Here is a 20,539-nt window from a genome sequence, read left to right on the forward strand (position 1 = left end):
GCGCGGGGGCCGGGCGGCCGGTCAGCGGTGGAAGTACCCGTCGAAGTTCCTGGAGAACTCCCGGCCGCCGAACTGGTCCCAGTTGACGGACCAGGTCATCAGCCCGCGCAGGTTCGGCTGGGCGCCCGAACGCGGCACGTAGGAGCCGCAGTTGGCGAGCCGGGTGAGGCAGTCCAGGGCCTTGTCCACCTCGGCCGGGGAGACGTAGCCGTTGCCGGCGTTGGTGGTGGCGGGCATGCCGACGGCCACCTTGGAGGCGGGCAGTGGCGGGAACACGTTGGCGGTGTTGCCCGCCACCGGGAAGCCGGTGAGCAGCAGGTCGGTCATCGCGACGTGGAAGTCCGCGCCGCCCATCGAGTGGTACTGGTTGTCCAGGCCCATGACGGAGCCGGAGTTGTAGTCCTGGACGTGCAGCAGGGTGAGGTCGTCGCGCAGCGCGTGGATGACCGGGAGGTAGGCGCCGGCCCGCGGGTCCTGACCGCCCCAGGGGCCGGATCCGTAGTACTGGTAGCCGAGTTGGACGAAGAACGTCTCCGGCGCCATGGTCAGCACGAAGCCCTGGCCGTACTTGGCCTTCAGGGTCCTCAGCGCCGAGATCAGGTTGACGATGACCGGGGTGGTCGGGTTCCTGAAGTCGGTGTCGCCGGTGTTGAGGGAGAGCGAGTGGCCCTCGAAGTCGATGTCGAGGCCGTCCAGGCCCCACTTGTCGATGATCGCCGAGACCGAGCTGACGAAGGTGTCCCGGGCGGCGGCGGTGGTCAGCTGGACCTGGCCGTTCTGGCCGCCGATCGAGATCAGCACCTTCTTGCCCTGGGCGCGCTTGGCGGCGATGGCGGCCTTGAAGTCGGCGTCGGACTCCACGCCCGGGCAGTCGGCGGCGGAGCAGCGGTTGAAGCGGATGTCGCCGGAGGTGACGGAGGTGGGCTCGCCGAAGGAGAGGTCGATGAAGTCCCAGGAGTTCGGGACGTCGGCCATCCGGGTGTAGCCGGCGCCGTTGGCGAAGCTGGCGTGCAGGTAGCCGACCAGCGTGTGGCCGCCGGCGGGCGGGGTGGTCGGGGTGCCGGTGGCGGTCGGGCTGCTCGTCGCGGTGGGCGAGGCCGTGGCGGTGGGGCTGGCGGTCGCGGTCGGCGAGGCGGTGGCCGTCGGCGAGGCGGTCGCGGTCGGCGTGGGCGTGGGGACGCCCGGGCCGTCCAGCGAGACGTCGTCCGCGTAGTAGGTGCCCTGGCCGTACCAGCCGTGGGTGTAGACGGTGGCGCTGGTCTGGTTGGCGCCGGTGGTGAAGCTGAGGCTGAGCTTCTGGTAGCCGCCGCCGGTGCCGGGGGTCCAGGTGCTGGGGCCGCCGCCGTCGACGCCCAGGTAGACGTACGAGCCGTTGACGTACGCGCTGAGCGTGTAGGTGGTGCCGGGGGCGACGGCCACGGTCTGGGCGCACTGCGCGGTGTCGCCCGCGGTGGCGGCGCCGGCCAGCGCACGGGTGCCGCCGTGCACGGGGGCGGTGACGACGCTGCCGGTGCCGCCGCTGCAGCTCCAGGGGCCGAGCGAGCCGGACTCGAAGCCGCCGTTGACCAGGAACTCGCCGGCCGAGGCGGCGGGCGCCAGGCCCAGGGTGAGGCCGACCAGGGTGGCGGCGGCGACGGCGGAGGCGATGCCGGCGGCGATCAGGGCGCGGGGACGCGGGGGTGAGCTTCTGGGCATGGGGGCTCCTGCGGTGACACGGTCGTGGGGGACGTCCGAGGGCACGCCGGAGCACGCGCCAGTGGGGGGAACGGCCCGGCCTGGCACCCTAGTTGGACTAGACCACTGAAGTGGATCCGACGCTTCGGTGTCAATGGTCCAGACCGGTTGCGGGGCGCCGGGGGCCGGCGGGGGCGCCGGCGGGGGATCCGCCCCGGTTGCCGGGTGTGACACCCCGTCGAAGGATGGAGGGGTGACCCCGCCCGGCTACCTCCGCTACCCGCACCTGCACGGCGACCTGCTCGCCTTCACCGCCGAGGACGACGTGTGGGTCGCCCCGCTGGACGGCGCCGGCGGCACCGGCCGGGCCTGGCGGATCGGCTGCGACCGCACCCGGGTCAGCCACCCCCGCCTCTCCCCCGACGGCCGCTCCCTCGCCTGGACCAGCTGGCTCAGCCTCACCCCCGAGGTGTGGACCGCCCCCGTCGAGGGCGGCGGCGCCCGCCGGCTCAGCTACTGGGGCAGCCAGGACACCCGGGTGCGCGGCTGGCTGCCCGACGGCGAGGTCCTGGCCGTCACCTCGTACCACGAACCGTTCGGCCACTACACCTGGGCGCACGCCCTGCCGCCCGACGGCTCCCCCGGCCGCCGGATGCCCTGGGGCCCGGTCGGCGACGCCCAGATGAGCCGCCGGCGCACCGTCCTGCTCACCGGCGCCGCCCCGCACGAACCCGCCGCCTGGAAGCGCTACCGCGGCGGGGCCACCGGCCGGCTCTGGGTCGACGGCGAGCAGGTCCTGGCCGGCCACCCCGGCCACCTCGCCTCACCGATGCCCGTCGGCGACCGGATCGCCTTCCTCTCCGACCACGAGGGCATCGGCAACCTCTACTCCTGCCGCCCCGACGGCACCGACCTGCGCCGGCACACCGACCACGCCTCCTACTACGCCCGCGAGGCTGCCACCGACGGCACCAGGATCGTCTACCAGCACGCCGGCGACCTCTGGCTGCTGGACGGCCTGGACGCCCCCGCCCCCCGCCGGCTGGCCGTCCCGCTCGGCGGCGCCCGCGCCGGCCGCCGCCCGTACCAGGTCAGCGCCGCCTCCCAGGTCAAGGACCTGGCCTGCGACCAGAGCGGCCGGGCCGGGGTGATCACCGTCCGCGGCAGCCAGTACTGGCTCACCCACAAGGACGGCCCGGCCCGCGCCCTCGCCGACACCCCGGGCGTGCGGACCCGGCTGCCGGTCATGCTCGGGCACACCGGCGAGGCCGCCTGGATCACCGACGCCGAGGGCGCCGACGCCGTCGAGGTGGTGCCGCTGCCCGGCCACGAGGGCGCTCCCGGGCACGGCGACCCGGCGACCCCGGACCCGGGGCACGACGGCGGCGGCCGGCACCGGCACCGGGTGCTCGCCGCCGGCCGGCTGGGGCGGGTCCTGGAACTCACCGCCTCCCCCGACGGCACGCACCTGGCGGCCACCTCCTCGGACGGGCGGCTGCTGCTGGTCTCCGCCGCGGACGGGGCCGTCCGCGAGATCGCCGCGTCCGGCTACGGGCCGGTCTCCAGCGCCCGGTTCTCCCCCGACTCGCTCTGGCTCGCCTGGTCCCAACCGGTGGCCGGGCGCTCGCTGCGCCGGATCCGGCTCACCCGGACCGACGCCCCCGCGCCGATCACCGAGGTCACCGACGGCCGGTTCGAGGACGAGCAGCCGGTGTTCACCCGGGACGGCCGCTACCTGGCCTTCCTGTCCTGGCGCGGCTTCGACCCGGTGCACGACGTGCACACCGGCGACCTCTCCTTCCCGGTGGGCTGCCGCCCCTACCTCGTGCCGCTCACTGCCGACACGCCGTCCCCGTTCGCCGCCCCCGCCGGGGACGGCGCCCCGCGCGGGGACGGCGGCGGCGACGGCACCGTCCGGGTCGAGCCGCAGGGCATCGGCGAACGGCTGGTGCAGTTCCCGGTGATCGCCTCCAAGTACTCGGCCACCGACGCGGTGCGCGGCGGCCTGGTCTGGCTGCGCTGGCCGATCTCCGGCACCCTCGGCCAGACCTTCGCCAGCCCCGACGACACCTCGGGGCGCCCCTCCCTGGAGTACTTCGACCTGGCCCGCGGCACCCGGAGCACCCTGGTCGACAAGCTGGACGGCTACGCGGTCTCCGGAGACGGCGGCTCGGTCGCGGTGTACTCGGCGGGATCCCTGCGGATCGTCCCGGTCGGGGCCCCCTCCGCCGGCACCACCGTCGACCTGCGCCGGATCACCCACACCGTGCACCCGGCCGCCGAGTGGCACCAGGCCTACCACGAGGCGGCCCGGATCGTCCGGGACCAGTTCTGGGACGAGCGGATGTCCGGCCTGGACTGGCCGGCGCTGGTCGCCCAGTACGAGCCGCTGCTGGAGCGGATCTGCTCCCCGGACGACTTCGCCGACCTGCTGCGCGAACTCCTCGGCGAGCTCGGCACCTCGCACGCCTACGTCACGCCGTCCCGGCGGGGCGAGGGGCCCTCGCTCGCCCAGCAGCCGCTCGGCCTGCTCGGCGCCAACGCGCACCGCTCCCCCGACGGGCGCTGGCTGGTCAGCCGGGTGCTGCCCGGCGAGTCCTCCGACCCGCGCGCCCGGGCCCCGCTGGCCGCCCAGGGCGTGCGGGACGGCGACGAGCTGCTGACCGTCGGCGGCCGCCCGGTCGACCCGGTCCGCGGACCGCTGCCGCTGCTGGCCGGCACCGGCGGGACCACCGTGGAGCTGGCGCTGCGCAGCGCCCCGGACGGGCCGGTGCGGCGGATCACCGTCACCCCGCTGACCGACGAGCGGGCCATCCGCTACCAGGACTGGGTGGCCAGACGCCGTTCCCTGGTCCGGGAGTTCAGCGACGGCCGGTGCGGCTACCTGCACATCCCGGACCTCGGAGGCTCCGGCTGGGCCCAGTTCAACCGCGACCTGCGCCGCGAGCTGGACAAGCCCGCCCTGGTGCTGGACGTGCGCGGCAACGCCGGCGGCAACGTCTCCGAACTGGTGCTGGAGAAGCTCACCCGGCACGTCCTCGCCTGGGACTTCAGCCGGGACCGCCAACCGGTCCGCTGGCCCCGGGACGCGCTGCGCGGCCCGATGGTGGCCCTCGCCGACGAGGCGACCAGCTCGGACGGCGACGTGGTCATCGCCGCGATCAAGCTGCTCGGCCTCGGCCCGGTGATCGGCAACCGGACCTGGGGCGGGGTGGTCGGGATGACCGGGCGGCACACCCTCGGCGACGGCACCCAGATCTCGGTGCCGAAGAACGCCTCCTGGTTCGGCGGCGGCCTCGGCTGGTCGATCGAGAACCGCGGCGTCGAACCGGACGTGCACGTGCTGCGCACCCCGCAGGACTGGGCCCGCGGGCGCCACCCCGAACTGGTCGCCGCCGTCCAGCTCGCCCTGGATCTGCTGGAGGACCTGCCCGCGGCGGCGCCCCCGCCGGAGTCCACGCCCCGGCCGGACCTGCGGCGCCCGCCGCTGCCGCCGCGCACGCGCTGATCCCCCCGGGCGCGGGACCCGGGGGGCGCGGGGGTCACGGCCCGGTCAGTCCCAGGGGTCGCCCTCGGCCGTCATGTTCTCGGCGGCGCGCCGGTCGGCCTCCTCCTGCGCGGACTGCGCGGAGAGCCGCTCCGACTCGCGGGTCCCCCGCGCCCGCTCGACCTCGTCGCTGTACGCGTCGGCGGCCTCGTCGTGGGCCAGGGCGGCGCGCTCGGTGGCGTCCTGCCCGGCGGTGTCGTGCGTCTTGTGGCGGAACCTGTCGAAGATGCCCATGACTCCTCCTCCGGACGGATACCGGGCTGCCCCCACTCTCACACCGGTGCCGGACCGCCGCACCTTGAGTCCTTGGTCCCGGTCGGACGCGTCCAAGGGCCGTAGCGGGGCGGCCCGCGGCGGGCGCAGGGTGGAGCCGTCGGCCGATCTGACGTCCACCGTCTGGAGCCCGCTGTGACCGTCGCCCACCCCGAACGCCCCACCCGGCGCCCCGCCGAGGACCTGCACGACGGACCGCGCCGCCGGGTCGGCCCGCTGGCCGCACTGGACGGACGGCTGCCCGGACCGCACGACCTGCTGCTGATGCAGTGCCCGGGCTCGCTGCGGCCGCTCGCCGGCGGCGCACTGCCGCCCTGGGCCCGGGCGGTGCTGCGCGCGCACCCGTGGGTCACCGTCGGGCGGGCGCCCGTGCTGCTCGCGGCGCCGACCGCGCCGGGCCCGCAGCGCTGCGCCCGGGACGACGCCCCGGCGCCCGACCAGTGGATCCCGGTGACGGTGCGCGGCGCGCGGCCCGGTCAGCGCCTGGACGCGCTGGCGCCCTGGGCGGCCGTCGCCCGGACCCTGCGGCCGGAGCAGCTGGTGGCCCGGCGGGCCCGGCTGGCCCCCGGACGGCTCGCCGACGTCCCGGCGCTGGCGCTGCTGCCGGAGGTCGACCGGCTGGTCGCCGACCACCGGCTGGCCTGGGGCCCGATCGGCGCGGTCGGCTACGAGCTGGGCAGCGGGGTGCCGGTCGCCGGGCCGCTGAGCCCGCTGCGGCTGGTGCTGCGGGCCCCGCACCCGGTCAGCCGGCGGGACGCGCTCCAGCTGCGGCGCGCGCTGAGCAAGCTGCCGGTGCCGGTGCAGGCCGAACTGGAGACCCGCTACGGCGCGGTGCTGCTGGCGGAGTACGCGGCGGGGCCGCAGGCGCTCACCCTGCTGACGCCCTACGGGCCCCGGGAGGTCCACGATCCGTGGTTCCCCCGGGGCCCGCTGTACTGAGGGGCGCGGTCAGCCGCTGACGCTGGGCGCGCCGGTCTCCAGGTGCCCGGTGAACCGCTGCGACCAGGTGGCGTCCGCGTCCACCGTGACGGTGAAGTCGTACCAGCCGTTGCCGTAGGCCACCGCGTTGAAGTAGTCGCTCACGCTGCCGCCGGCCGGCACCTGGTACGTCCAGGGGCCGTCGGTGCGGTAGTTGTTCGACGCGATGGTGAAGGTGAGCGGGGTGCTGCCGGAGTTGGCGAGCCGGAAGTAGAGCGCCAGCTTGCCGGTGCCCGGCTCGACCGCGTACGAGGCGGTGACGGCCGCGTTCTTGCCCGCCTTCGTGGCGTCGCCCTTGAAGCGGCGCAGGAAGCGGTTGGGGCCGACCACCGTGAGGTCGTACGGGCCGCCGCCGAAGCCGGTGCCGCAGTTGAAGAAGTCGCTGGTGCTGCCGCCCGGGTCGACGGTGTACTGCCAGGGGCCGCCGCTGCGGTAGGCGTTGGCGTAGGCCGCGAAGTGCGCGGACTTGGTGGCGGCCGCGCCCTGGTTGGCCATCGCGATCCAGACCTTCATCACCCCGCCGGAGCCGAACTCCAGGTGGTCCAGGTTGGCGTTCGGCTGGTACGGCAGGGCGCGGGCCTGCCGGGTGCCGGACTCCTGGAGCGGCAGCTGGTTGTTCACCGGCGCCGGGTTGGGCAGCGGGCCGCAGGCGGACAGGCCGATGGTCTGCGAGGTGTCCGGCAGCGCGGGCAGGCCGTAGACCGGGTTGGCGAAGTCGAAGGCGCTGGTGAGGTCGCCGCAGACGCGGCGGCGCCAGTCGCTGATGTTCGGACAGGTGGCCGGGGTGCCGAGGGCGGTGGTCCAGGCCTCCAGGAAGCGCAGCACCGAGGTGTGGTCGAAGGTCTCGGAGTTGACCCAGCCGCCGCGGGTCCACGGCGAGACCGCGATCAGCGGGACGCGGAAGCCGAGGCCGATGTTGGTGCCGCTGTAGAACTCGCCGGGCGTGCCGGCCGGGGCGACCGGCGGCGGGACGTGGTCGAAGAAGCCGTCGTTCTCGTCGTAGTTGACGAACAGGACGGTGGAGTTGAAGACGTCCGGGTTCGCGTTCAGCGCGTCGACCACGTTGTGGACGAAGTGCGCGCCGTCGGCCGGGGTGGCGTAGGGGTGCTCGGAGGAGGCCTGGTCCGGGACGATCCAGGAGACCTGCGGCAGAGTGCCGTTGAGCACGTCGGCCCTGATCGCGGCGACGATGTCGTCCGGGGTACGGCCGGTGACCTTGGGCACCGAGCCCATGCCCTTGACGGCCAGCGGGCTGCCGGCCGGGGCGTTCGCGAACTGGGTGAAGTAGGCCAGGGCGTTGTCGCCGTAGTTGTCGGCGGCGTTCTGGTAGACCTTCCAGCTCACGCCGGCGTTCTCCAGCGCCTCGGCGTAGGTCTGCCAGCGCAGGCCCTTCTCGTCGCCGCCGTCGTAGGCCGGACCGCCGGCGGCGCCGGCCGGGTCGATCTGGCCCGACCAGTGGTAGGTGCGGTTGGGGCCGGTCGCGCTCAGCACCGAGCAGTGGTACGCGTCGCAGATGGTCCAGTTCTCGGCCAGCGCGTAGTGGAACGGGATGTCCTGGCGGGTGAGGAACCCGAGGGTGCGGACGTTGCCCTTGGCGGCGACCCAGGAGTCGAGCTTGCCGCCGTTCCAGGCCTTGTGCTGGTCGCTCCAGCCGTGCGCGAGGTCGCCGTTGCACTGGGCGAGGCGCTCGGGGTCGGCCCCGCCGGCCGGCTTGGTCTGGCTGAACTGCCACGGGTACTGGCGGCCGAGCCCGTTGGGCTGGTTGAAGACGCTGTAGCCGCCGGAGATCTGGATGGCGCTGCGGTCGGCGAAGCCGCGCACGCCACGCAGGGTGCCGAAGTAGTGGTCGAAGCTGCGGTTCTCCTGCATCAGGATCACCACGTGCTGCGCGTCGGCGATGGTGCCGCTCTGCCGGAGGCCGGCGGTGGCGGTGGTGGCGGTGGTTCCCGCGGTGCTCGGGGCGGCCCCCGCCGCCCCGCTGCCGGCCACGGCGAGGCCCGCCGCCGCGGCTCCGGACAGCGTGACGAACTTCCTACGACTCAGCTCGGCCATCAGTCCGGCCCGTCCCTTCGCTGGCGATGTTGTGTACACAAGTCGGGGCTCATCGATCGCGCAGCATCTTCCACCGCGGCCCGAGCGGCCCACCAGATGCCCGCGGCAGGGTTGGTGGACTGTTCGTCCGGCCGTCACCGAACGACGGCGGGCTGAACGGGCGGCGGAAACCCCGGGGAGGGACGGCGGGGGCCGGGGCCGGAGGGACGGCGGGGCCGGGGTCAGCGGTCCCGCACCGTGATCCCCAGGGCGTGGGCGAACTGCGGCGCCAGCTCCAGCAGCTGGGTGGAACTGATGACCGCCCCGCGCAGACCCTCGTGGCCGTCCGCCAGGCCGAGCCGGGCGGCGTCGCGCAGGTCGGCCCCGCTCAGGGTGGCGCCGCGCAGCCGGACCTCCTCCAGCGTCGAGCCGGGGAAGGAGACCTCCGTCAGCCTGGCCCCGCCGAAGTCCACGTCGCGCAGCAGGCAGTCCTCGAAGACGACGTCCCGCAGGACAGCGGCCCGCAGGTTGACCGCCTCCAGCTTGCAGCCCCGGAACACCACCCGGCGCAGCGCCGAGCCGTGCGCGGCCACCCCGGCGAGCACCCCGCCCAGGACGGCGGTGTCCTGCCACTCGGAGTCGCTCAGGTCGCAGGCCACCCAGCGGCCGGCCTGCACCCAGACCTCGTTGAACCGGGCCTGGCGCAGCTTGACCCCGCTGAGCGCGACCCCGGTGAAGGCGCACTCCAGGAAGGCCGCCCCGGCGGCCGACTCGTCGGTGTGCTCGCCACCGTCGAAGTGCACGGTGTCGTAGTGCTCGTCGCTGCGCAGCGCCCCCGTGTGCGGGCTGAGCAGCTCCGCGTAGGGCAGGTCGGCGAGCTGGTCGGGGACGGAGCGCGGCATGGCGGGCACCTCACGGTCGGGCGGCACGGACGACCGGAGCGGTCGGCGCCGGCCGGAGCCGTCGCGGCGGTCGGACGGATCTCGTCCGCATGCTCGCACGCGGCACCGACAACGCCCCGGAGCACGCCGGGCGCCCGGCCCGGGCGACGCGCGGGGCCGCGACGCCGGGCAGGAGACGGGCAGGAGACGGGCCGTGACGCGCGGGCGCCCCGGCCCGGCCGCTGCGGACGGCGGCCGGGCCGGGGCGGTCACCGGGGGATCAGCCTCGCGCCCAGAGGGAGTTGACGCGGCTGCGCTCGGTGCTGTTCGGGTAGGGGTTGGTGCAGGAGGTGCCGGGGCCGCCACCGGACATCAGCTCGCTGCACGGGCCCGAGTAGTGGTCCGGCAGGCCGAGCACGTGCCCGGTCTCGTGCGCGGTCACCCGCACCGAGTTGTACTGCCGGTTCTGCTGGTAGTCGAGGAAGATGTAGCCGCGCCCGTGGCCGTCGGTGCTGGCGTAGGAGCCGCGGCTGTCGTTGCCCTCGTAGTAGCGGAAGTCGGCGGCCGAGCCGGAGCGCAGCTGGACGTTGCTGACCGAGCTGTTCCAGATCTGTGCGGCCTGGGAGATCTGGTTGCGGAAGCTCGGCGCCGAGCTGGCGTCGTAGGTGACGACCACGGTGGCCAGGTTCGGGTTGGCGGCCTGCTTGGCCTTGGCGGAGGCCATCACGGCCTGGAAGAACGCCTGGTTGTCCGCGGTCTCGGCGGCCGAGCCGGCGTACGTCGAGGCGGTGTAGCCCTGGACGGCCGCGGCGGGGGTGGCGGCGGCCGCGGCGGTGGTGGGCAGCACGGCGAGGCCGGCGGCGAGGGCGAGGCCCAGGGTGGCGGACAGCACGGATCGCTTCATGTGGGGGCTCCGATTCCGGTGGTGTCCGGCCGGGTTGGGGGCCGGCTTGGGGGGACACCTGGTCAGCGGGTGATGTCCCAGAGCTTCGGGCAGCCCGGCGGGCGGGCGGATGATGTCAACCGGTGATAGCCCGACCCAATACCCCTTCGGGCGGCGGGATTTGGAACGTCCTTTTCCTCGCCTTGACCCGCGCGTGCCCCTGGCTTTCGGTTCCGCCGGGGGCTAGGCTCGGCGCGGGGAAGTAACCGAAGCGGCGGGCCGCCCGATTCCGGCCGGGCGGCCCGCTGCTCCCGAGGCCGGCGCCGACTCGGCTGCCGGGGCGCGTGTTCGCCGGCGGTGCCGGTCAGTTCGCGGGCGCGACACCGTTCGCCCAGAGGGCGTCGACCTGGCCGCGCTCGTTGCCGTCGGGGTAGGGATTGGTGCAGGACGGGCCGGGGCCGCCGCCGGACATCAACTCGCTGCACGGGCCCGAGTAGTCGTCGGGCAGGCCGAGCACGTGACCGGTCTCGTGCGCGGTGACGCGGAGCGAGTCGTACTCCTGGTTCTGCTGGTAGTCGAGGAAGACGTAGCCGTGGCCGTGGCCGTCGGTGCTGGCGTAGGAGCCACGGCTGTCGCTGCCCTCGTAGTAGGAGAAGTCGCCGCCACCGCCGGTCTCCTGGAGCTGGACGTTGCGCACCGAGCTGTTCCAGATCTGCGCGGCCTGGGCTATCTGGCCGGTGAAGGAGGGCGCGTTGGCGGTGTCGTAGGTGACGGTGACGGTCTGCAGCCACGGGTTCGCGGCTCGCTTGGCCCGGACGGAGGCCGTCACGGCCCGGAAGAACGCCTGGTTGTCCGCGGCCTCGGCGGCCGAACCGGCGTACGCCGGGGCGGTGTAGCCCTGGACGGCCGCGGCGGGCGGGGCGGTGGCGGGTGCGGCGACGGCGGTGGCGGGCAGGCCGGCGAGGCCCGCGGCGAGGACCAGGCCGAGGGCGGCGGACAGCACGGATCGATTCATGTGGGGGCTCCGGATTCGCGGTGCGCCGACCGCCGGACCGGTGGGGGCCGGACGCGGCGGCGGCGGACGGTGGGGCGCCCCGACCGGAGGCCGGGGCGGATTCGCTGCACCCGAGCTTCGACCCGTCCGCGCCCGGCGCGGATGATGTCAACCGGCGATAGCGCGGCCGCATACCGGCGGTCCCCGCCGCTTGACCCTCTGTCATGTCCTTGGCGAGAAAGGCCGTCGACGTCTATGCTCCCCGGGTGGAGCTCGACGTGAGACACCTCCGGGTGCTGTGCGCGGTCGCCGACGCCGGCAGCCTCCGCAAGGCCGCGCTCCAACTCGGCATGACCCAGCCCTCCCTCACCACCCAGCTGCACCGCATCGAACGGGCCGTCGGCGGTGCCCTGTTCACCCGCGAGCAGACCGGCAGCCGGCCCACCGCGCTCGGCCACTCGGTGCTGTCCCGGGCCCGGCCGGTGATCGCCGAGATGGCCGCCCTGGTCGCCGCCGCCCGCCAGGAGGCCCGCGACGCGGCCGGGCCCGGTCGGCAGCGGCGGCTGCGCATCGGCAGCGTGGGCAGCCGGGCGGTCGCCGCCTGGCTGCGCCGGGTCCACGAACGGCTTCCGGAGACCGACACCACCATCCACGTCGACGTCTCCGCCAGCGCGCTGCTGCGGCTGGTCGCCGCCGACCAGCTGGACGTGGCCTTCGTGAACGAGAGCGAGGGCTTCCCGCTGCGGGTGCCGCCGGACGCCGAGCACCGGGTGCTGATGGCCCGGGAGCCGCAGTTCGTCGCGCTCGCCACCGGCCACCCGGCCGCCGCCCGGACGGTCGTCCACCTCGCCGACCTCGCCGAGGACACCTGGATGGTCGACCCGACCGCCGACCACGAGTACGCGGCGATGCGCCGGGTGTTCAGCGAGGCCGGGCTCAACCCCCGGGTCGTCCAGGTCCGGGACAACGCGACCGCCGCCGAACTGGTCGCCTCCGGCGAGGCCGTCCGGCCGTGCCAGCCGACCTCCGCCCCCGGGCCGGGCACCGTGGTGCGCCCCGTGCACGGGGACCCGCTGGCCGTCCGGCTGCTGTTCACCTGGCGGGCGCGCTCGCTCAGCCCGCCCGCCCTGGACACGCTGTACGACGAACTGCGCGCCGCCTACCTGGACCTGGCCAGGGTCAACCCGGCGTACCTGGACTGGCTGGCCCGGCACGAGCCGGTCCTGCTGGAGTGCGCCTGACCGGACCGGCCGGGTCCCGCCAGAGCGCCCGACCCGGCCGGTCCCGCCCCGGCCCGGCCCGGTGCGGCCGGCCTCCCGGCGGCGCGGTCAGCCCTCGCGAGTGTGCAGCACCACCCCGACCGCCACGGTCAGCGCGCAGACCAGGCCCGCCGCGAGCACCCCGGAGCCGCCGAGCGCGGTGCAGGCCAGCACCAGCACCGCCCCCGCCGGGGCGAGCGCCTGCGCCAGACCGGCTTTGGTGTGCCGGGAGTGCAGCAGCCAGACGGTGAACAGGTAGAGCGCGGTGGGCACGGTGACGGTCGCGGTGGCCGCCGTCGCCGAGATCTCCGCCTTGTGCACGGCCGACTCCACCGCCACCTCCAGCCCGGTGCCGATCGCGGCGGCCGCGCCGAACACCAGGTAGTGGCCGTAGCCCCAGGCGAAGGCCTGCCGGTTGGAGCGCAGGTGCTCGTGCACCGACCGGGCGAAGTAGATCCACCAGGCGGAGAAGCAGATCAGCAGGCCGCCGGCCGCCACCGGCAGCAGCCGGCCCAGCCCCTCGTGCTCGTCCACCGCCGACTGCACCGCGATGGTCGCCGCCGCCACCGTCTCGCCGAGCACGATCAGGGTGAACAGCCCGTACCGCTCGGCGATGTGGTGCGGGTGCCAGGTGGTCTGCATCCGCAGCTCGGCCACCACCGGCACGGCCAGTTCGGCCAGCACGCCGATCGGGATGACGTACGGCCGGGCGGCGTCCGGCAGGAAGAGCAGCACCACCCAGGCGATCTGGCACAGCGTGATCCCCAGCGCGTACCGCAGTGCGACCCGCCTCGCCTCGCCCTGCTCGCTGGCCGCCGCGCGCAGCCACTGGGTGACCATCGCCAGGCGCATCACCACGTACCCGGTGACCGCCAGCGTCAGGTCCTGGGTGGCGAACAGGCGCGGCACCCCGGCCGCGAGGATCAGCACGCCGGCGATCTGCACCAGCGTGGTGATCCGGTACGGCACGTCGTCGCAGTCGTACGCGGAGGCGAACCAGGTGAAGTTCATCCAGGCCCACCAGATCGCGAAGAAGGCGAGGACGTATCCGCGCAGGCCCTCGCCGTAGTGGCCGGCCGCCAGGTCGTGGGCGAGCTCGCGCCCGGCCTGCCCGACCGCGACCACGAAGCAGAGGTCGAAGAAGAGCTCCAGCGGGGTGGCGACCCGGTGCGGCTCGTTGCGGTCGCGCGGGACCATCCGGCGCACCGGGCGCGGATCGGCGGGACGCGGGTGGGGGGCTGCGGCGGAATCGCTGGCCATCGGTGCTGCTCCGGGGTGGGAGGGGCGGGCTCTCCCGCGCATCCTGGCAGCGGCCCGGGCCCGGCGCACGCACCGGCGCGACGGGTCCGGCCGTTCGTACACCCGGGCACGATGTGCCGGTTCGCCCCTTTTTTCCTTGCCGTCAGCCGTAGTTGACGTCCGGGTGCGCGAACCGGGTGACAGCGCGACGGGTTTCCGGGCGCGCCCGCGCGCTGCGCGCGCGACCCGCCGGACCATCCGGCTAGATTCGTCCCCGGTTGGAAGAGCGCGGGCCCTGCGGGGCCCCACGACACGGGCGGCCTGCGGGCAACGCGGAAGGTCAAGGCCGGTGGCAGGACAGCGGGGGCGGCGCAGCCGACCCAGCCGTGTCCGCACCACCGGCCTCGTGATCACCGCGCTGCTCGCCAGCGCCTGCCGTGCGGCCGGTGCCGCCGCACCCGCGACGGGGGCTACTTCTCCCAGCCGACCTTGGCGTAGTCCTCCCCCGCGAGCCCGAAGGCGCCGTAGTTGGCGAGGCCCTTGCGCGTCGCCAGCACCACCGGCCGCTGGTAGAGCTCGACGGTGTGGCCGAGCTCCCAGATCTTCGCGTCCGCCTGGTTGTACAGCTTCGCGGCCTCCGCCGCGTCGACCGTCCCGGCCGCCTTCTTCAGCAGGTCGTCGATCTCCTGACTGCCCAGCCGGGACGGGTTGTTGAAGGTGTTGTCGCCCACCGGCAGGCGGAAGTTGGGCAGGCTCTTGGAGAGCGGGAAGGAGTCGGTGTTGCGCCAGCTCGCGATCTCGAACTTGCCCGGGTTCACGTACTTGGTGAAGAAGTCGTTGGACGGCACCTTGTCCAGGTCGACCTTGACGCCGGCCGCCTGCCACATCGCCGCCGCCGCGGTGGCCAGGTCGATCTGGGCCTGCGGGGTGGCGTCGTTGACCACCCAGTGCAGCTCCAGCGGCTTGCCGTCCCGGGTGCGCGGCTGACCGCCGCCGGCGTCCTTCCAGCCGGCCTCGTCCAGCAGCTTCCTGGCCGCGGCGAGGTCGAACCTGGCCCACTCGCCGGAGTTGTCCTGGTAGCCGGCCTGGTTGGGCATGAGGATGTGGTTGCCGAGCGGCTTGAACTCCACCGGCACCCCGTTGTTGGCGATCTTGATCAACGCGGACCGGTCGAGCGCCTTGCCGAGCGCCTGGCGGACCTTCTGGTCGGCCAGCGCGCCGCCGCCGCCGAAGGATATGTGCACCTCGTCCCACGGGCTCGCGCTGCGGATCACGGTGTCCTTGGCGTCCTTGAGCTGCCCGTACGCGGTCGCGGTGCCGGCCGTGGCGAGGTCGATCTCGTTGTTGAGGTACGCCTGGGTGGTCGCCGACTGGGACATCACCCGGAAGGTGATCCGGTCGAGCTTGGCCCGGGTGCCCCACCAGGCCGGGTCCGGGACGAGGGTGAGGGTCTGCGCGGTCTTGTCCGCCGATCCGACCTTCAGCGCGCCGGCGGTGATCGGGATCCTGTCCACCCAGCCCTTGTTGAAGTCGTCCGGGGTGGCGATGCCGGCCGCCGGGATCAGCGGGCGGAACAGGTTCTGCCAGTCCGCGTACGGCTCCGAGAAGGTCACCTTCACCTCGGACGGGTCCGCGCCCTGCTCGACGGCGGAGATCTGCTCGTAGCCGGAGGGGTCGGAGATGTTGTACGCCGGGTCCTTGCCGTTGCTGGTCTGCCAGTCCGCCTTGAAGTCCAGGTAGCTCAGCGGCTTCCCGTCCGACCACTTGGCCTTGGGGTTGAGCTTGTAGGTGATCACCTGCGGCGAGGTCGAGGTGACCTTGGCCTCCAACAGGTAGTCGGTGTTCGGCAGGAAGCTGCCGGAGGGGTCGGTGTTGAACAGCGACGGCTCCAGCGCGCGCATGATCGAGACCGCGTCGCCGTAGGTGCCGTCCACCTGGAACGGGTTCCACTGGCTGATCCACTGGTAGAGCGGCAGGCGCAGCTCGCCGCCGTCCTTCACCTGGTCCAGCGGCTTGGCGTTGATGTCCTGGGAGTCCTGTCTCGGCGGCTCGCTCTTGGCCACGGTGTCGGCCGACCCGCCCCCGCCCGAGGTGCACGCGGTGACCGCCAGCGCGACGGCGGCCGCGAGGGCGGTGGCCCGGCCGAGTCGGCGGGCCGTGGTGGAAGCGTCCATGGGAGTCCCCCTGGTGAGTTCTTCTGAGTTCTTCAGAGCGGGAGTTGGGCCGCGCGAGGTGTGGCGGGGCTTGAGCGTGGGCAGCCAATTCGGCACCGGGCCAGCAGAACGTAACAGCGGATCAGATCCGCCACCAGGGGGAGGAACGCACACCTGATCCAGACGTCACACGCGGCAACACCACCGCAACACCCCGGCCGTGCGCCGGTGCAAGACTCTGACCTGCTGTTTCCCAGAGGGCCCGGACCGGGCCTCCGACCGAAGGCCACCACCCGATGCCCACCAGACGCGTCGGCCCCGCCCCCGCCACCCCGGGCGGACGCTGATGCTCCGCTACCTGGCGAAGCGGCTGAGCTACTACGCCGTGCTCCTGATCGCCGCCGTGTTCCTGGCGTACGCGATATCCGCGACCGCCCTGCAACCGCGCACCTACTTCGACGCCAAGGTCCCGCGCCCCGCCGCCGAGTCGGTGGAGCGCCAGCTCACCGCGCTCAACCTGAACGACCGCACGCCGGTCGTCGAACGCTTCGGCCACTGGGCCGGCGGCCTGCTCCGGGGCGACCTCGGCCGGACCATCCACGACACCCCGGTCACCGACGACTTCGGTCGCCGGGTCTGGGTCTCGCTGCGCCTGCTGCTGGTCGGCAGCCTGCTCGGCATGCTCCTCGGCGTCGCCGTCGGGGCGTGGGGCGCCGTCCGGCAGTACCGGTTCTCCGACCGGCTGCTCACCGTGACCTCCTTCGTCCTGCTCTCGACCCCCGTCTTCCTGGTCGCCCTGTTCCTCAAGAACGGCGCCATCGCCGCCAAGGACGCGGCCGGCCACGACGTCGTCCCGTTCACCGGCTACGAGACCCCCGGGCTGACCGGCGGACTCGGCGCCCACCTCGCCGACTGGGCGCTGCACCTGCTGCTGCCCACCGTCTCGCTCGCCCTCGGCGGCCTCGCCACCTACAGCCGCTACCAGCGCGGCACCATGCTCGACGTGCTCGGCTCCGACTACCTGCGCACCGCCGAGGCCAAGGGCCTCACCCGGCGCCGGGCGCTGCTCAAGCACGGGCTGCGGACCGCCGTGATCCCGATGTCGACGATGTTCGCCTACAGCTTCCTGGGCGTCTTCACCGGCGCGATCTTCACCGAGACCATCTTCGGCTGGCACGGCATGGGCGAATGGCTGATCCAGTCCATCAACGAACAGGACGTCAACTCCGTGGTGGCGGTCAACCTGTTCACCGCCGTGGTCGTCCTCGCCTCCGGCTTCCTCGCCGACACCCTGCACGCCGCCCTCGACCCGCGCGTGCGGTCCTGACCGGAGGTGACCTGACGTGACCACCATCGCCGCGGAGCCGGCCGCGCCCGCCCCCACCCCCGCGCCGCGGACCGCCGGCCGCGGGCGGCTCGTCCTCGCCCGGCTGCTCGCCGCCCGCGGAGCCCTCGCCGGAGCCGTCGTCGTCCTGCTGCTGTTCGTGCTCGCCTTCGGCGGGCCGTACCTCACGCCCTGGGACTACGCCACCCCCGACTTCACCGCGCTGCACCGACCCCCCTCCGCCGAGCACTGGTTCGGCACCAACGGGATCGGCCAGGACGTGTTCGCGCAGACCGTCCGGGGCCTGCAGAAGTCCCTGGTGATCGGCCTGCTGGTGGCACTGTTCTCCACCGTGCTGGCCTCCCTGGTCGGCGCCTGCGCCGGCTACTTCGGCGGCTGGACCGACCGGGTGCTGATGTTCCTGGTGGACCTCCTGCTGGTCTTCCCGAGCTTCCTGATCATCACCGTCGTCTCGCCCCGGCTGCGCAGCGCCGGCTGGATCGCCTTCGTGCTGCTGCTCGCCCTGTTCAACTGGATGATCACCGCCCGGGTGGTCCGCTCGATGACCATCTCCCTGCGCGAGCGCGAGTTCGTCCGCGCCGCACGGTTCATGGGCGTCCGGCCGCTGCGGATCATCACCCGGCACGTCCTGCCGAACGTCGCCTCCTTCCTCATCATCGACGCGACCATCGCCGTCGGCGGCGCCGTGATGAGCGAGACCGCGCTCTCCTACTTCGGGTTCGGCGTCAAACCGCCGGACGTCTCGCTCGGCACCCTGCTCGCCGCCGGCACCAGCGAGGCCCCGGTCTTCCCCTGGATGTTCTACTTCGCCGCCGGACTGCTGGTGCTGTTCGTCCTCGCCGTCAACCTGATCGGCGACGGGCTGCGCGACGCCCTCGACCCCACCGCCGGGAGCGCGCCCCGCCGCCGCTCCGCCCGTAGGAAGCGCCCGTGACCACCACCGTCGACACCCCCCTGCTCGCCGTCCGGGACCTCCGGGTGGACTTCGCCGGGCCGCACGGTCCGGTCCCCGCCGTCCGCGGGGTGGACCTCACGCTGCGGCGCGGCGAGACCCTCGGCATCGTCGGCGAGTCCGGCTCCGGCAAGTCCGTCACCGCGCTGTCCGTGCTCGGCCTGCTGCCCGGTACCGCCGAACTCCGCGGCTCGGTGCGCCTGGACGGGCGGGAGCTGGTCGGACTGCCCGGCCGGGAGCTCGCCGCGATCCGCGGCCGCCGGGTCGCGATGGTCTTCCAGGACCCGCTGTCCGCCTTCACCCCGGTCTACCGGATCGGCGACCAGATCGCCGAGGCGGTCCGCATCCACCAGCGGGTCGACCGGGCCGCCGCCCGCCGCCGGGCCGCCGAACTCCTCGAGCTGGTGGGGATCCCCGACCCCGGACGGGCCCTGGACAGCTTCCCGCACGAGTTCTCCGGCGGCATGCGCCAGCGCGCCATGATCGCCATGGCGATCGCCAACGACCCCGACGTCCTGCTCGCCGACGAACCCACCACCGCCCTGGACGTCACCATCCAGGCCCAGGTGCTGGACGTGCTGCGCACCGCGCGGCGGGAGACCGGCGCGGCCCTGGTCCTGGTCAGCCACGACCTCGGGGTGATCGCCGGCATGGCCGACCGGGTCGCGGTGATGTACGCGGGCCGGGTGGTCGAGTCGGCCGGGGTGGACGAACTGTTCACGGCCCCTCAGCACCCCTACACCCTCGGGCTGATCGGTGCGGTGCCCCGGCTGGACGGGCGCGGCGGCGCCCTCGTGCCGATCCCCGGCACCCCCGCGCCGATGGCCGACCTGCCGCCGGGCTGCCCGTTCGCCGCCCGCTGCCCGATGGCCGAGGAGCGCTGCACGACGGCGGAGCCGCCGCTGACCGGGGGCGGAGCCGGGAACGGGGACGGGAGCGGAGCCGGGGACGGGGAGCACCTGGCGGCCTGCGTGCGCTCGGCGGAGCTGGCCGGGCGCCGGCCCGCACCAGCCGAGGTCTACCCGGTGCCGGCGCTGCCGCCGGCCGCCGCCGCCCCGGCGGACCGCGGCTCGCGGGCCCCGGTGCTCTCGGTCAGCGGCCTCGGAAAGACCTTTCCCCTCCTCAAGGGGACGGTGTTCAAGCGCCGGGTCGGCGAGGTCTACGCGGTCGACGGCGTCGACCTCGACCTGCGGGAGGGCGAGACCCTCGGCCTGGTCGGCGAGTCCGGCTCCGGAAAGTCCACCACCCTGTTCGAACTGCTGAACCTCGCCGCCCCGGAGACCGGCCGGATCGAGGTGCTCGGCCGCGACACGGCCGAGCTCACCCGGGCCGAGGCCCACCGGCTCCGCGCCGAACTGCAGATCGTCTTCCAGGACCCGATGGCCAGCCTCGACCCCCGGATGCCGATCGGCGACATCGTCGCCGAGCCGCTGCGCGCCCAGCACGCCGCCGCCGGCGAGATCGCCCGCCGGGTGCCCGAGCTGCTGCGCCAGGTCGGCCTCGACCCGGCGCACGCCGTCCGCTACCCGCACCAGTTCTCCGGCGGGCAGCGCCAACGCGTCTCCATCGCCCGGGCCCTGGCCGTCCGGCCGAAGCTCCTGGTGCTGGACGAACCGGTCTCCGCACTGGACGTCTCCATCCAGGCCGGGGTGCTCAACCTCCTCCAGTCGCTCAAGGCCGAGCTCGGCCTCTCCTACCTGTTCGTCTCCCACGACCTCTCGGTGATCCGGCACCTCGCCGACCGGGTCAGCGTCATGTACCTCGGACGGACCGTCGAACAGGGCGAGGTCTCCGCCGTCTTCGAACGCCCCCGGCACCCCTACACCCGGGCCCTGCTCTCCGCCGTCCCGCTGCCCGACCCGGCCGCCGAACGCGCCCGGGAGCGCATCCTGCTCGCCGGGGACCCTCCTTCCCCCACCGAGCGCCGCACGGGCTGCGCCTTCCGGACCCGCTGCCCGGTGTACGCCGGGCTCACCGGCTCCGCCGAGCGGGCGCGGTGCGAGCAGGAGCGGCCGGGCCTCGGGGACGGGCCGGGCCTCGGGGAGCGGCCGGGGGCTGCGGCCGGGGCGTCGGACCACCAGGCGGCGTGCCACTTCCCGGCGGCGTAGGCCGGCCGGGCCGACCGGCGGATCGTCACGGTGGGTGACCACTCGAAAGCGATTCGGCGGATCGGCCCGGCGCCGTGTAATGTTCTCCAGGTCAGCAGGCGCCGCTAGCTCAGTTGGTTAGAGCAGCTGACTCTTAATCAGCGGGTCCGGGGTTCGAGTCCCTGGCGGCGCACATGGCAAGGTCTCAGGCCGTCCACTCCGGTGGGCGGCCTGAGGCGTTTC

General features: G+C 74.1%; 14 protein-coding genes and 1 tRNA gene. 7 read left to right on the top strand and 8 right to left on the bottom strand.

Annotation, left to right across the window (positions count from 1 at the left end):
• Positions 1-21: 21 nt before the first annotated feature.
• The gene (locus tag AB0N04_RS23285; RefSeq protein WP_360209324.1) at positions 22-1,695 is read right to left on the bottom strand and encodes a glycosyl hydrolase family 18 protein; all 1,674 of its coding nucleotides are present in this window, start codon (positions 1,693-1,695) and stop codon (positions 22-24) included.
• A 232-nt stretch (positions 1,696-1,927) separates the two neighbouring features.
• Between AB0N04_RS23285 and AB0N04_RS23290 the strand changes: the two genes are divergently transcribed.
• Positions 1,928-5,182 carry a S41 family peptidase gene (locus tag AB0N04_RS23290; protein WP_360209327.1) on the top strand — a complete coding sequence of 1,085 codons (3,255 nt, stop codon included), beginning with the start codon at positions 1,928-1,930 and terminating at the stop codon, positions 5,180-5,182.
• 45 nt (positions 5,183-5,227) lie between these two features.
• Here the strand turns inward: AB0N04_RS23290 and AB0N04_RS23295 are convergent, their stop codons facing one another.
• Positions 5,228-5,455, bottom strand: a complete 228-nt coding sequence (locus AB0N04_RS23295; RefSeq protein WP_360209329.1) for a hypothetical protein — start codon at positions 5,453-5,455, stop codon at positions 5,228-5,230.
• A 174-nt stretch (positions 5,456-5,629) separates the two neighbouring features.
• On the opposite strand from AB0N04_RS23295, the gene AB0N04_RS23300 reads away from it, so the two are divergent.
• On the top strand, positions 5,630-6,433 hold the full coding sequence (locus tag AB0N04_RS23300) for a phosphoribosyl-dephospho-CoA transferase MdcG domain-containing protein (protein ID WP_360209331.1): 804 nt from the start codon (positions 5,630-5,632) through the stop codon (positions 6,431-6,433).
• A 9-nt stretch (positions 6,434-6,442) separates the two neighbouring features.
• Here the strand turns inward: AB0N04_RS23300 and AB0N04_RS23305 are convergent, their stop codons facing one another.
• The 4 genes from AB0N04_RS23305 to snpA (AB0N04_RS23320) all read right to left on the bottom strand — a co-directional run bounded on the left by AB0N04_RS23305 (position 6,443) and on the right by snpA (AB0N04_RS23320) (position 11,282).
• Entirely contained in the window at positions 6,443-8,524 is a 2,082-nt protein-coding gene (locus tag AB0N04_RS23305) for a phosphocholine-specific phospholipase C (RefSeq protein ID WP_360209334.1), read from the bottom strand.
• A 221-nt stretch (positions 8,525-8,745) separates the two neighbouring features.
• Positions 8,746-9,405 (bottom strand): pentapeptide repeat-containing protein, encoded by a 660-nt coding sequence (locus AB0N04_RS23310; RefSeq protein WP_360209337.1) that lies wholly within the window; start codon positions 9,403-9,405, stop codon positions 8,746-8,748.
• 259 nt (positions 9,406-9,664) lie between these two features.
• Positions 9,665-10,288, bottom strand: coding sequence for a snapalysin (gene snpA, locus AB0N04_RS23315; protein ID WP_360209339.1), 624 nt, complete (start codon positions 10,286-10,288; stop codon positions 9,665-9,667).
• Between the two features lie 343 nt (positions 10,289-10,631).
• Positions 10,632-11,282: a snapalysin gene (snpA, locus tag AB0N04_RS23320; RefSeq protein WP_360209342.1), complete on the bottom strand. Its 651-nt coding sequence runs from the start codon at positions 11,280-11,282 to the stop codon at positions 10,632-10,634.
• Positions 11,283-11,527: 245 nt separating this feature from the next.
• On the opposite strand from snpA (AB0N04_RS23320), the gene AB0N04_RS23325 reads away from it, so the two are divergent.
• The gene (locus AB0N04_RS23325; RefSeq protein ID WP_360209345.1) at positions 11,528-12,502 is read left to right on the top strand and encodes a LysR family transcriptional regulator; all 975 of its coding nucleotides are present in this window, start codon (positions 11,528-11,530) and stop codon (positions 12,500-12,502) included.
• A gap of 87 nt (positions 12,503-12,589) precedes the next feature.
• Here AB0N04_RS23325 and AB0N04_RS23330 read toward each other — a convergent pair whose 3' ends face one another.
• Both AB0N04_RS23330 and AB0N04_RS23335 read right to left on the bottom strand, forming a co-directional pair.
• Complete coding sequence (locus AB0N04_RS23330; RefSeq protein ID WP_360209348.1) at positions 12,590-13,780, bottom strand: low temperature requirement protein A; 1,191 nt, start codon at positions 13,778-13,780, stop codon at positions 12,590-12,592.
• 449 nt (positions 13,781-14,229) lie between these two features.
• Positions 14,230-15,933 carry an ABC transporter family substrate-binding protein gene (locus AB0N04_RS23335; protein ID WP_360209351.1) on the bottom strand — a complete coding sequence of 568 codons (1,704 nt, stop codon included), beginning with the start codon at positions 15,931-15,933 and terminating at the stop codon, positions 14,230-14,232.
• Positions 15,934-16,258: 325 nt separating this feature from the next.
• On the opposite strand from AB0N04_RS23335, the gene AB0N04_RS23340 reads away from it, so the two are divergent.
• The 4 genes from AB0N04_RS23340 to AB0N04_RS23355 all read left to right on the top strand — a co-directional run bounded on the left by AB0N04_RS23340 (position 16,259) and on the right by AB0N04_RS23355 (position 20,489).
• Positions 16,259-17,239 carry an ABC transporter permease gene (locus AB0N04_RS23340; protein WP_360209354.1) on the top strand — a complete coding sequence of 327 codons (981 nt, stop codon included), beginning with the start codon at positions 16,259-16,261 and terminating at the stop codon, positions 17,237-17,239.
• Positions 17,240-17,264: 25 nt separating this feature from the next.
• Positions 17,265-18,191 carry an ABC transporter permease gene (locus AB0N04_RS23345; protein WP_360209516.1) on the top strand — a complete coding sequence of 309 codons (927 nt, stop codon included), beginning with the start codon at positions 17,265-17,267 and terminating at the stop codon, positions 18,189-18,191.
• Complete coding sequence (locus AB0N04_RS23350) at positions 18,188-20,317, top strand: ABC transporter ATP-binding protein (protein ID WP_360209357.1); 2,130 nt, start codon at positions 18,188-18,190, stop codon at positions 20,315-20,317. The genes AB0N04_RS23345 and AB0N04_RS23350 overlap by 4 nt, the downstream gene beginning before the upstream one ends.
• A gap of 98 nt (positions 20,318-20,415) precedes the next feature.
• A tRNA-Lys gene (locus AB0N04_RS23355) sits at positions 20,416-20,489 on the top strand.
• The last annotated feature ends 50 nt before the right edge of the window (positions 20,490-20,539 follow it).

It is taken from the genome of Kitasatospora sp. NPDC051702 (genome assembly GCF_040681575.1).
In the GTDB taxonomy this organism is placed as follows: Bacteria; Actinomycetota; Actinomycetes; order Streptomycetales; family Streptomycetaceae; genus Kitasatospora.